General features: G+C 49.9%; 10 protein-coding genes. 6 read left to right on the top strand and 4 right to left on the bottom strand.

Annotated features, from left to right (window positions below):
• The first annotated feature begins 8 nt into the window (after positions 1-8).
• Together H9Q13_RS05355 and H9Q13_RS05350 are read left to right on the top strand one after the other, a co-directional pair.
• A complete protein-coding gene (locus H9Q13_RS05355) occupies positions 9-1,469 on the top strand; it encodes a complex I subunit 4 family protein (protein ID WP_191182754.1) in 1,461 nt (486 codons plus the stop codon).
• A 33-nt stretch (positions 1,470-1,502) separates the two neighbouring features.
• On the top strand, positions 1,503-2,894 hold the full coding sequence (locus H9Q13_RS05350; RefSeq protein WP_191182753.1) for an NADH-quinone oxidoreductase subunit N: 1,392 nt from the start codon (positions 1,503-1,505) through the stop codon (positions 2,892-2,894).
• A 133-nt stretch (positions 2,895-3,027) separates the two neighbouring features.
• Here the strand turns inward: H9Q13_RS05350 and aspS are convergent, their stop codons facing one another.
• The 3 genes from aspS to H9Q13_RS05335 form a co-directional block, all read right to left on the bottom strand.
• Positions 3,028-4,785: an aspartate--tRNA ligase gene (aspS, locus tag H9Q13_RS05345; RefSeq protein ID WP_191182752.1), complete on the bottom strand. Its 1,758-nt coding sequence runs from the start codon at positions 4,783-4,785 to the stop codon at positions 3,028-3,030.
• A 249-nt stretch (positions 4,786-5,034) separates the two neighbouring features.
• Positions 5,035-5,952, bottom strand: a complete 918-nt coding sequence (locus H9Q13_RS05340) for a glycerophosphodiester phosphodiesterase (RefSeq protein WP_191182751.1) — start codon at positions 5,950-5,952, stop codon at positions 5,035-5,037.
• 705 nt (positions 5,953-6,657) lie between these two features.
• On the bottom strand, positions 6,658-7,101 hold the full coding sequence (locus H9Q13_RS05335) for a DUF937 domain-containing protein (RefSeq protein ID WP_191182750.1): 444 nt from the start codon (positions 7,099-7,101) through the stop codon (positions 6,658-6,660).
• A gap of 210 nt (positions 7,102-7,311) precedes the next feature.
• On the opposite strand from H9Q13_RS05335, the gene H9Q13_RS05330 reads away from it, so the two are divergent.
• From H9Q13_RS05330 to H9Q13_RS05320, 3 genes are all read left to right on the top strand, one after another.
• On the top strand, positions 7,312-7,860 hold the full coding sequence (locus tag H9Q13_RS05330; RefSeq protein WP_224744099.1) for a hypothetical protein: 549 nt from the start codon (positions 7,312-7,314) through the stop codon (positions 7,858-7,860).
• Positions 7,861-7,976: 116 nt separating this feature from the next.
• Positions 7,977-8,420 carry a nucleoside deaminase gene (locus H9Q13_RS05325; protein ID WP_317173884.1) on the top strand — a complete coding sequence of 148 codons (444 nt, stop codon included), beginning with the start codon at positions 7,977-7,979 and terminating at the stop codon, positions 8,418-8,420.
• Positions 8,421-8,507: 87 nt separating this feature from the next.
• Complete coding sequence (locus H9Q13_RS05320; protein ID WP_191182748.1) at positions 8,508-9,116, top strand: superoxide dismutase; 609 nt, start codon at positions 8,508-8,510, stop codon at positions 9,114-9,116.
• Positions 9,117-9,237: 121 nt separating this feature from the next.
• On the opposite strand, the gene H9Q13_RS05315 is transcribed toward H9Q13_RS05320, so the two are convergent.
• A complete protein-coding gene (locus H9Q13_RS05315; RefSeq protein ID WP_191182747.1) occupies positions 9,238-11,433 on the bottom strand; it encodes a protein-disulfide reductase DsbD family protein in 2,196 nt (731 codons plus the stop codon).
• A gap of 498 nt (positions 11,434-11,931) precedes the next feature.
• Here H9Q13_RS05315 and H9Q13_RS05310 point away from each other — a divergent pair, with 498 nt between their 5' ends.
• On the top strand, positions 11,932-12,243 hold the full coding sequence (locus tag H9Q13_RS05310; protein WP_191182746.1) for a hypothetical protein: 312 nt from the start codon (positions 11,932-11,934) through the stop codon (positions 12,241-12,243).
• Positions 12,244-12,263 lie beyond the last annotated feature (20 nt).

Below are 12,263 nucleotides of genomic sequence, written 5' to 3'. Positions count from 1 at the left end.
CTAAGAAGATGATTACAGCTCTATTACTTTTCTGGCCTGCCCTCGCTGCACTGCTGGTGTTGCTTATCAAAGGACAAGGTGCCAAGAAAGTGGCTTTTATAGCAACGTTAGTTGAGTTTGCCATTGCTTTGTTTGCAACCGTAAACTTTATTCCGGACGCCACCACTCAGTTCGCCCTCGATATACCTTGGGTGGAGCGTGCAGGTATAGGCTTCACCATCGGCATGGACGGCATTAGCCTGCTGATGGTGCTTCTGACGACTTTCCTCATTCCGCTTATCGTGCTCTCCTCTTTCAAGCACGATTACAAAGACCCACACGTTTTCTATGCGCTGGTGCTCTTTATGCAGACAGGCCTGATCGGCGTGTTTGTGGCCATGGACGCTTTTGTGTTCTACTTCTTCTGGGAGGTGGCCCTCATCCCGATTTACTTCATTGCTGCCATCTGGGGCGGTGCCCGCAGAATACCGGTGACGTTTAAGTTCTTCGTGTACACGATCTTCGGTTCGCTTTTCATGCTGGCCGCTTTCGTATACCTGTACTTCCAGACGGCTGGCACAGGTATAGCAGCGCACTCGTCTAACGTGAACGCCTTCTACCAACTGACGCTGGACAGCGCGACACAAAGCTGGATTTTCTGGTTCCTGTTCCTTGCCTTCGCCATCAAAATGCCGGTATTCCCTTTCCATACCTGGCAGCCAGACACTTATACTGAGTCTCCTACACAGGCGACGATGTTGCTGGCTGGTATCATGCTGAAGATGGGTATATACGGTGTGCTGCGCTGGTTGCTGCCAGTTGTGCCAATGGGCGTAAGCCAGTGGGCTGACCTCGTGCTGGTGCTTTCCATTATCGGCATCGTATACGCGTCTGTTATCGCCATTCGTCAGCGCGACATGAAGCGCCTGATTGCCTACTCTTCTATTGCGCACGTTGGCCTGATTGCGGCGGGTATCTTTACCCTGAACGAGCAAGGGCTGCAAGGCGGTGTGATTCAAATGCTGAGCCATGGTATCAACGTAGTGGGCTTGTTCTTCATCATCGACATCATCTTCCGCAGAACCAACACAAGAGAGATTGCCAGCCTGGGCGGTATCACGCAGACCACGCCAGCGCTTTCTATCATCTTCCTGATTCTGTTGATGGGTTCTGTGGCGCTTCCTCTCACAAACGGCTTCATCGGGGAGTTCCTGTTGCTGTCGGGTGTGTTCCAGTACAACCATTACTTTGGCGCAGTAGCGGGCCTGACCATCATTCTGGGCGCGGTATACATGCTGCGTATGTTCCAGGGCGTGATGTTCGGCACGAAGTCAGAAGCCACTGAAGGCTTCGCTGACCTTACTTTCCAGGAGAAAGCTGTGCTGATTCCGCTGGTGGTTATGGTCTTCTGGATTGGCTTGTTCCCAAATACTTTCCTGAGCATCTCTGAGCCTGCGGTTGGACAGCTGCTGAGCATTATCAACCGATAGTCCGCACGATAAAAGAAACGATATTAGAACGACATGATTTCGATTATACTTCTATCTGGATTTGGGATTATAAGCCTCTTTGCCGGCTTCCTGAAATCTAAAAGAATCCTGTTGCCGATGGCCCTGCTGTTTTTGGTGGTTGTCTTCGGCGTTAACCTGTTTGACTGGGACCAGAACCAAAGCTATTTCAGCAACATGCTCACCATCGACAATTTTGCGGTGGCTTTCACGGGCATCATGGTGCTGTCGACGCTCCTCATCCTACCCTTCACGCAGCACTACATCACCCGCAACGACGAAAACGTGGGCGAGCTTTACGCCCTGATTCTGTTTTCGCTCGTAGGCGCCATCATGATGGTGAGCTACAACAACATGCTGATGTTGTTCATCGGTATAGAGATTCTATCCATCGCCATGTATGTGTTTGCGGGCAGCGATAAGGGAAGTATGCGCTCCGCAGAAGCAGCCTTAAAATATTTCCTGATGGGCTCGTTCTTCACAGGTATACTGCTCTTTGGTATCGTGATGATTTATGGTGCGACAGGTACTTTCAACATTGCTGAGATTGCCGGTTCGGCTGAAGCCATGGGTACTGCTGGGGTGAACAACATCATGTTTATGTTGGGTGTGCTGATGATCATCATCGGTATCTCTTTCAAGGTATCTGCCGCTCCTTTCCACTTCTGGACTCCTGATGTATACGAAGGCACGCCAACGGTATGGACGGCTTACATGTCCACCGTAGTGAAGACGGCGGGTGTGGCTGCTTTCTACAAATTGATGGATTCTGCCTTTGCCGCTTCTTACGGCAGCTGGATGCCAACGCTGGTGGCTATTATCGTACTGACACTCCTTATTGGTAACGTAGGAGCCGTGGTGCAGCAAAGCATGAAGCGTATGCTGGCTTATTCCAGTATCTCGCACGCAGGCTACCTACTGATGACACTGCTGGCTTTCAACGAATTCTCCCAATCGGCTATCCTGTTCTACTCGTTTGCTTACTCTACAGCTTCCATCGCCGCTTTTGGTGTGTTGCAGCTTGTAGCCAGACAGCGTCAGAGTGAAAATTACGAAGCCTTCAATGGATTAGGCAAAACAAATCCACTGCTTGCCTTTGCCGTATCGGTATCGATGTTGTCGCTGGCAGGTATCCCGATGACAGCTGGCTTCTTCGGCAAGTTCTTCGTGTTCTCTGCCTTGGTGGAACAACCAAATATGATGTGGATGATCGTGGTAGCTGTAATTCTGGCTGCCGTGGGTGTATACTACTACTTCCGCGTGATTATTACGATGTACCTGCACCCTGTTGCGGAAGGGCACTCGCCAATCAAGTCAACCAGCTTTATCAATATCATGTTGATCATTATTTCGGTTTTGACCATACTGCTAGGTATAGCACCAGCGCTTTTGAGTGATGTGCTGTAAGGTATAGCTCATAATATGGAAAGCGGCTGCTCTGGAAAAGGGCAGCCGCTTTTTTTTGCTATCAAATGCGGGTAAAAAAAGAAAGGCTGCCCTTACCGGACAGCCTTCTTACTAAATTATATCAACCTATACCTTACGAAGGCAGATTCTTCATTTTAATATGCAGTTCATCCAGCTGCGCATCAGCAATCGGAGAAGGTGCGTCGATCATCACATCGCGGCCTGAGTTGTTTTTAGGGAAGGCGATGTAATCTCGGATAGAGTCAGACCCACCAAAGAGTGAGCAGAGTCGGTCGAAGCCAAAGGCAATACCACCATGCGGCGGCGCACCGTACTCAAAGGCGTCCATCAGGAAGCCGAACTGGGCTTTGGCCTCGTCGTTAGAGAAGCCCAGTAAGCGGAACATCTGCTCTTGCAGACGGCGGTCATGGATACGGATAGAGCCCCCTCCTACTTCAACCCCATTAATCACCATATCATAAGCATTAGCGCGGATGTCTCCAGGACGGTCGTCGATTAGCTCCAAATCTTCTGGCTTAGGCGATGTGAACGGATGGTGCATGGCATGGAAACGGTTGCTGTCCTCGTCCCACTCCAGTAGCGGGAAGTCCACTACCCACAGCGGTGAGAACACGTTCTTGTCACGCAGGCCAAGTCGCTCTCCCATCTCCAGGCGAAGCTCGTTCAAGGCTTTGCGGGTTTTGTCTTTGCCACCGGCCAATACCAGGATCAGATCGCCTGGTTCGGCGTCGAAAGCTGCGGCCCAAGCTTGCAGATCTTCTACGGTATAGAACTTATCGACAGAGGATTTGACCGTGCCGTCTTCCTGCACGCGGGCGTATACCAGACCAGTGGCACCAATCTGCGGTCGCTTCACAAAGTCGGTCAGCTCGTCGAGTTGCTTGCGGGTATAGCTGGCGGCACCTTTGGCGTTTATACCTACCACCAGTTCGGCGTCATCGAATACCTTAAAGCCTTTATCCTTCACCAGCGGATTCAGCTCGACAAAGCGCATTTCGAAGCGGGTGTCCGGCTTGTCCGATCCATAGAACTTCATGGCGTCGGCATACGTCATGCGCGGCAGCTTTTCGATGTGCACACCCTTCACTTTTAGGAACAGGTGACGGATCAGGCCTTCAAACGTGTTCAGGATGTCCTCTTGCGTCACGAAAGAAAGTTCGCAGTCGATCTGGGTGAACTCCGGCTGACGGTCGGCACGCAGGTCCTCGTCGCGGAAGCACTTCACAATCTGGTAGTATTTATCGAACCCGGACACCATCAGCAACTGCTTAAACGTTTGCGGAGACTGTGGCAGGGCGTAGAACTCACCCGGGTTCATGCGGCTCGGCACCACGAAGTCGCGGGCACCTTCTGGCGTCGACTTGATCAACACAGGTGTTTCTACTTCAATGAAATACTGCTCGTCCAGGTAGGAGCGCACGGCACGCATCATCTGGTGGCGCAACTCTAGGTTGCGGCGCACAGGCGTACGGCGCAGGTCGAGGTAGCGGTACTTCATGCGCAGGTCGTCACCGCCGTCCGTCTCATCCTCAATCATGAAAGGAGGCAGCTTGGCTGCGTTCAGCACTTCCAGTTTCGAAACGTGCAGCTCAATGTCGCCTGTCGGTATCTTATCGTTTTTGGAGTAGCGCTCGATCACTTTCCCGATCACCTTGATCACGTACTCGCGGCCGAGGCCACGCGCCTGCTCAAATAGGTGCGCTGGTGTCAGGCCGTCCTCAAAAGTGAGCTGTGTAATGCCGTAGCGATCGCGCAGGTCGATCCAGAGCATACCGCCCTTATCGCGCAGGCGTTGTACCCAGCCTGTCAGTATAACCTCTTCGCCTACATTGTCTATCCTTAGTTCGCCGCAAGTATGTGTCCGGAGCATATTGTCTTTTTAATGATGATCTAGCGCAAAAGTAATAATTGTTTCGCTGCCGTGCGCGGAAAAACCACGGCTTCAGAAGGTATAATCTGAACGCGATCATCCCTTACCTGCCTTAACACGTTTTAAACAGCAGGATCCACCCCGTATTTTGTAGATACTCCATGAAATTGAATCTGACCTCCATCCGTGCCATTGCCCTAGCAATTATATTGGTTGCGCTGCTCCTGCTGTTGATAGGATAGATTTATGCTACCTGCCGTCAACTAAGGCACGCATGCGCTTCACGTTGTTTACCTGTATGGCATCAGGGCCCATGTCGAGCATATGGGCAATGCTGCTGCCGGACTTTCCGCCGAAGAGCACCACCTGGAGCCCCTGCTCTTTGGCGCGCTGAACTTGTTCTTTCGTGACCTGCTTGCCGTTGGCTGCGACGCCATGCAATTTATGGGAAAGCGCTTCTTTTACCGACACATCAAAGTCGCTGCCGGCATCCAACAGCAGAACCGCTTGGGGTTCCTGTTCCCTGATGGTGTTGAGCAGGGTCGCATCCGGAAAAATAAAGGCCAGCTTCTCCAACGGATATTCATACCTGCGCAATAAAGCGAGCAGCGACTGGGCATAGAAGACGTTACGGTTCTCATCGTGATTTCGAACGTCTATATGCAAGTAGGGCAAATCTTCATATTGCTGGAACAGCTGCAGCATGTCCTCCAGGGTGATGATGTTTTCTGTGTGAAACAGATCGTAGAAAAAGCCCCCCTTATACCTCAAGCCTATTACTTTGGACGCTGACAGCGCTTCAATCATGCCTGCCCCCTCGCTCATTGTCTCCAGTCTGGTATCGTGGTAAAGTATAGGTATACCGTCTTTGCTCACATGCACGTCCACCTCAACCCCATCGGCACCGTTCTCTTCCATCGCCTTCACGATGGAGGCCATGCTGTTGGAGGGCAACGGATTGAAGGGATTAAGCGGCGAGAAGAACCCGGAGCCGGCATGCCCCATCACGAGTATATTCGGGGAATACCCGCCCGCCTTTGGCTGTAACAGGCCATAGCCGTATACCGCCAGTAAGATTATGACGATTCCTGAAAGCAGTCTGATTGCATTTTTAAAACTGAAAAGGGATAGCACAGCAGCGCTTTTTTGTTTAGTATCTGACTTCATTCGGGCCTGGTTTAGAAAATATCGCTGATAGCCAACAACATAGGGTATACCGCAGCTATGATTTCAATTGGATGCCGCAAAATTACCGAAAAGATAAATCAGGAAGAATGATTATGGGTAAAATGTGTACTTTACTGGTCTTGGTCGATAAAAGTGATGGGTTAGTATATTTCATTTTGATATGAGCGACGCGTGCCCTTATTTAGTAAGGTATAATCTGACGGAATAGTCCATTGCGACGCTGTTAGGCAAGGGAAGCAGGTGTTTTTTGAAGCACTGTTGTCATTTTTTAAAATAATTTACCCCTGATAAAATAATCTGTAGCAATACGATCAGAATTTGCAGTATCTTCGCGCCTCATTTCAGGGTAAGTTATCTTATCACACCTTAATTTACCTGAAAGAATACCACCGAAAACAAGCCCAAAATCTTCTTAGCTGAAGTATTCATTATCAAAAATCAGACAGCAAAAAAAATAAGCTTTACTCCAGAAACTTTATTCCGGGTGCAGTAGTTATCACAGCGCTACCCTCCAATAAGATTTCAAAGGTATAAGTTGATTATAGATATTGCCGGCCCGTCTGGCAATTACAGGCATACTTGTTTAAGGTGAGATGTAAGTAAGTTGCCGATCCGCAACAAAAAAACCACGACACAACACAAAGAGAAGCCATACCTGCTAGGTATGGCTTCTCTCTTTTTCAGCTAGTTGAACAAGCCTCCCAACTTGTCGCCCATGCCTTTGGTAAGCTTGTCTTTGAGGCCGCCTCCGAGCATCCCCATCACATCGCTTTGCCCCATGCCCTCTGCCTGTACCTTGCCGGATATCTTGCCCATCAGGAACGATATTACAAACGGTCCTACCTGCTTGGCCATCGACTCCGGTATACCTACTTTCGCAGACAGATCGTTGACATAGCTCTGGATCATGTTATTGGTGGCCGGATTGTCCTCATGCGATTTCTTTCCCTTCAGCATATCCATGATACCACCAAAATCTCCGCCGGTGGCTTCTTTCTTCAAGCCTTCGGTCATGTGTTCCTTCGCCAAATCCACAGAGCGGTTGGCCTGCCCCGGATCCAATTTGAATTGATTTTGCAACTCGCCGGTGAGTTGTCCTTTCACACTGTTGATGATGCTGTCTAACATAGCTTTCTGTTTTAAGTGAGTAATCAATAGTATTAACCGACGCTCAAAAGGTAAGGCGCCTGTTAAAATATAACGGCTTCTAAAAGCAGAAGATGTAAAACAGCACAATACACCTGTTTAAAGTGCCATCAGGATGTTTGGCAAAATAATTGCTTCTAAATACGCCAGACCCGATTATTTGATACCTTTGCTCTACCGAAACCAATGAACATGCGTTACTTAGCCTTTCTAGTTATTATCCTTATTGCCGGTGTAGCCCTGGCTGACACCAAACTGAAGAAAACCCAGATCACCAAAGAAGTGAGCCTGCTACTGCCCCGCGACTTCACACCGATGCCCGATGACGGCATTGCCCGAAAATATCCTGCTGCTAACAAACCGGTAGCCGTATACACAAGCCCCAATGGGCAGGTGGACTTTAGCATGACGCAGAAAAGGTCGCAGTTTGGGGCGCAGGATCTGCACATGTTGCGTGAGATCTACAAAGCCAATCTGTTGGAGCGCTTTACCAAGGTAGACTTCATTCGTGATGAGGTGACTAATATCAATGGGCGCGACTACATCGTGTTTGAGTTTGTGTCGGTGATGGCCGATGAACGAAAGGCGACTAACCTGGCGCCGGTGCAGAAGTACAGCATCATGCAATATACCATACAGGGCAACCAATTGATGGTATTCTCGATGCATCTGCCTTTTGTAATGAAGAATGACTGGCAGGACCCAGCCCGTGAGATTATGGGTTCTATCAAGATAAAATAACGGGTTTATGCCCTTTCAAAAAAGCCTCTCCTTTTCCGGAGGGGCTTTTTTTTGTACCTTGAGCAACAACTGGCAACAGTACTTGTTCTTTCACTAGCTATACCTATACCTTGGATATACTTTCTATACATAGCGATGAGCACTTTATGCAGGAGGCTTTCCGGCAGGCACAGTATGCCTTTGCGGAGGGAGAGATCCCGATTGGGGCCGTGGTGGTGAGCAATAACCGCATCATCGCCAAGGCCTATAACCAAACGGAGAAACTCAACGACGTAACGGCCCACGCCGAAATGCTGGCTCTTACCGCCGCTGCTGAGTACCTGGGCAACAAATACCTCAACGACTGCACCCTGTACGTAACCATAGAGCCCTGCGTGATGTGCGCTGGGGCCAGCTATTGGGCACAGTTGAAGCGGGTGGTATACGGTGCTTCGGAGCCCAAACGCGGGTATAGGAGAGTTGGCAATTTGCTGCATCCCAAAACCGAGATGGTAAGCGGCATAATGGCGCAGGAATGTGCCGATCTGATGGCGACATTTTTTTCTGCTAAAAGAAAATAACTAAATTTAAACTCAGTTTTTAGACGCATACGTAAACCAATAAATCTGTACGCATGCTATTTTTCACATATAAAACCACATAAAACTATGGCTTTCGAATTACCGAAACTACCTTACGCCTACGACGCGCTGGAACCACACATTGATGCGCGCACGATGGAAATACACCATACCAAGCACCACCAGGCTTATACCGACAACCTGAATAAGGCAATAGCGGGCACTGAGATGGAAAACATGAGCATCGAGGAGATCATGCGAAATGTGAAAGAAGACAATAAGGCGGTTCGCAACAATGGCGGCGGTTACTACAACCACAACCTGTTCTGGACTGTGCTTTCGCCTAACGGTGGCGGGCAGCCATCCGGTGAGCTGGCAGATGCCATCAACTCGGCTTTCGGCTCTTTCGATCAGATGAAGGAGAAGTTCAACGCTGCCGCTGCTACCCGCTTCGGCTCTGGTTGGGCTTGGCTTTGCATGAAAGACGGTAAGCTGGAGATTTGCTCTACGCCGAACCAGGACAACACACTGATGCCATTCGCTGAAGGTTGCGGGGGTCAGCCGATCCTGGGTCTGGACGTATGGGAGCACGCTTACTACCTGAACTACCAGAACCGTCGCCCGGATTACATCAGCGCATTCTGGAATGTGGTGAACTGGGAAGAAGTAACCAAGCGATTCAACGAAGCGAAGTAGTTTTTAGACGCCAGATAATAGACGTCAGACTTCCTCTAAAACAAGAGAGCCCTGCCTGAAAAGGTGGGGCTTTCTTGTTTATATCGACCTTATGTCACGTAGCTTTTGTGCCTATATATTGCTACTTTTTGGCGACTTGCTGTTGCTTGTTATAGGCAGCCACTCCCGCATCCAGAAACGCTATGAAGTTCTCCACGCTCAGGTCATAGGCGATGGGCTTTACCAGCATGTTCTCATTTTCGTCCATCAGCACATAGTAGGGCTGGGCATTCACGTTGAACTTCGTGATTTGGTAGTCAGCGTATTTCTTGCCCAGGGTCTTCTTCTCTTTGCCGTCGTACTCACTCACATACCAATCGCTTTCAGGCAATTCGCTTTTGTCATCTACATAGAGAGCGGCTATCACATAGTCCTCCTGCAGGCGCTTCAGCACTTCCGGATGGGACCACACATTGGCCTCCATCTCGCGGCAGTTCACGCAGCCGTGGCCGGTAAAGTCGATGAAGATAGGCTTGCCTTGCTCGGCGGCGCAACGCTTGGCCTGCTCCAGATCAAAGTAGCCCTGCAAGCCGTGCGGCAGGTGCAGGAAGTCAGCATACTTGGGCGGCTCGCACAGTTGGTTAGCCGAGGTATACTGCGCTGAGTTTCCTCCCCCGCTCTGGCGCACCAGTGCATTGATGTCGAAGTCGTGGGTAGACTGCGGCGGCAGGTAACCGGACAGCGCCTTAAGCGGTGCCCCGAACATACCCGGAATCAGGTATACCACGAAAGCAAACGTCGCGATGGCCATGAAAACACGCGGCACACTGATGTAAGGCAGATCAGAATCGTGGGAGAACTTGAGCTTACCCAGCAGGTAGAAGCCCATTAAAGCGAAGATCACGATCCAAAGCGCCAGGTATACCTCCCGATCCAGAATACCCCAGTGGTATACCTGGTCGGCAATGCTCAGAAACTTAAGCGCCAGGGCCAGTTCCAGGAAACCCAACACCACCTTCACTGAGTTGAGCCAGCCGCCAGACTTGGGCAGGCCGCTAAGCCACGACGGGAAAATAGCGAACAAGGTAAAGGGCAGCGCAAAAGCCAGCGAGAAACCGAACATACCCGCGATTGGGCGCAGGGTCTCGCCGCCGGCAGAGGCTACCAGAATACTTCCCACAATTGGGCCAGTGCACGAAAACGACACCAGCACCAGGGTAAAGGCCATAAAGAACACACCCAGTATACCACCTTTATCGGCCTGTGCATCGGCTTTGTTGAGCCAAGAGCTTGGAAGCGTGATCTCAAACAAGCCTAAAAAAGACATACCGAATATCACAAACACAGCGAAGAAAAGCACATTAGGCAGCCAGTGCGTGCTGAGGAAGTTAGCCCCGTCTGCGCCGAACAGTTTGGCCACAATCGTACCGGCCACGGTATAAATGGCAATAATGGACACGCCATAGAGCAGGGCCTTGCCGATGGCCTGCGCCCGGTTTTGGCTGCTGCCCGTAAAGAAACTCACCGTCATCGGCACCATCGGGAACACGCAGGGTGTAAGCAATGCTACTAATCCGGAGCCGAAGGCGATCAGCATGAAAGTCCAGATATTGCCTTTGGATTCCTCCTCGCCCGTAAAATCCTTTAATGCAGGTGTCGTGCTTTCGCTCTCCTTGATCGCAAACGTATCCTCGACAGGCGTAAGGGCATCGGCAGCGGCCAGCATAGAGTCTTCGGGAAGCATGGCTGGTACGGCCGTGTCGAGCCCATCGGGGGCAGTGGCTTGCGTAGTAGCCTCCTTCGGCGCTTGCTCTATTTTTTCTAAGGGCGTAGCCGTAGGTATAGCTGCGGTTACTTTTATCTGGTTGTTGGTAAAGCTGAAGTCATCGTCAAACGGAATACACTTCCCATCGACATCGGTACATACCTGGTATTCATAGGCCCCTTTAATCACTAGGTCGGGCTGCAACACTTTTACCTTCTGCCTGAACTGTGCCGTCCCCACAAAATAGGTATACTCGCCTCCCCAAAGGTCATCATACTTCTTCTTCGGGTTAACCGGCTTGATTTTGCCCAGCAGTTGGTAGGAAGGATGCTTCTCAAACTTAAACTCGGTGACCATAGGCCCCAGGTCCGGATCGAAGTCAGAGGAGTAGAGATACCAGTCTTTGTTGATTTTAACGTTGAAGATCAGTTCTACCTCATCGCCTACTGCTACTTCTTTTTTAGAAACATCATAGCTCCAGGTGGCCGGTTTCAGTACTTGCGCCTGCGCCACAACAGTGACTGTCAGCAACAGCAACAAGGTGGTCAGCAGCTGCCTCAGGTTATTTTTCATAAGGGTATATTTCATGTAGTATGTCGGGCATAAATGAGAGCCTCTCCAACTGGCAGCCAATCCTTTTGCTGGCAGGCCAATATAAGCGCTTTGTAACTACAAAAGTATGGATTTTTAGCTGAATGCGATACCTTAGAGCCCATACTCTACCTTTCCGCAGACATAAAGCTTCCGTATACCTTCCAATATGCATTCAGTTGCTACAAATAACAAGCCACCCCACATACAGGCTCTTAAGGGAATAAAAAATATCGTTGCTAGCCAACTCCACCCCCCGCGTTCTGCTGCTACTCAAACCATAGGAGGACCCTACCAGCCAACCATGCCATCAACCATCTTAAACATAGCTAAACAACTGATAATCAACAAAAACACTTTCACACCAAGATTATAACCGTTCACGGATAAAACGAGTTATCTGGCATTTTGCAGGAATTTATAGGACTTGCGATGTGTATAATTCCTATACGATTATTCACAACTACTATCTGCCAAACTATGAATACAGACTTGCAGCCACAGGAATCTTCTGCTATCAAAACCGAGTGTGGGAAAGAGTTTGGTCATTTGTTTAAAGCTATCAAACTCGTTCAAGACGAGCGTCACAATTTCCACATCGTGTATAAGACCTATTCCAACCAGTATATTTATTCCTTTTGCAATCCCTTCCAGGACACTTCCTCAGGCCATGCATACAAGTTGATCTCCGAAAAAGAGGCCAAAACCATTTTCCTTGACCGTCTTTCGCCGGAGAATGCCCGCGAGTTGTTTTACACCGCCCAGGCTCCCATTATGCGCACTCTTTCCTGATTGCCTGAGAAGTGTCAAAC

The organism is Pontibacter aquaedesilientis (assembly GCF_014773225.1).
GTDB classification, from domain to species: Bacteria; Bacteroidota; Bacteroidia; order Cytophagales; family Hymenobacteraceae; genus Pontibacter; species Pontibacter aquaedesilientis.
This window is presented reverse-complemented; position numbering and strand designations above follow the sequence as displayed.

Coding starts and splice junctions, on each gene's coding strand:
- H9Q13_RS05355 (WP_191182754.1), top strand. CDS start 9: ATGATTACAGCTCTATTACTTTTCTGGCCTGCCCTCGCTGCACTGCTG.
- H9Q13_RS05350 (WP_191182753.1), top strand. CDS start 1,503: ATGATTTCGATTATACTTCTATCTGGATTTGGGATTATAAGCCTCTTT.
- aspS (WP_191182752.1), bottom strand. CDS start 4,785: ATGCTCCGGACACATACTTGCGGCGAACTAAGGATAGACAATGTAGGC.
- H9Q13_RS05340 (WP_191182751.1), bottom strand. CDS start 5,952: ATGAAGTCAGATACTAAACAAAAAAGCGCTGCTGTGCTATCCCTTTTC.
- H9Q13_RS05335 (WP_191182750.1), bottom strand. CDS start 7,101: ATGTTAGACAGCATCATCAACAGTGTGAAAGGACAACTCACCGGCGAG.
- H9Q13_RS05330 (WP_224744099.1), top strand. CDS start 7,312: ATGCGTTACTTAGCCTTTCTAGTTATTATCCTTATTGCCGGTGTAGCC.
- H9Q13_RS05320 (WP_191182748.1), top strand. CDS start 8,508: ATGGCTTTCGAATTACCGAAACTACCTTACGCCTACGACGCGCTGGAA.
- H9Q13_RS05315 (WP_191182747.1), bottom strand. CDS start 11,433: ATGAAAAATAACCTGAGGCAGCTGCTGACCACCTTGTTGCTGTTGCTG.
- H9Q13_RS05310 (WP_191182746.1), top strand. CDS start 11,932: ATGAATACAGACTTGCAGCCACAGGAATCTTCTGCTATCAAAACCGAG.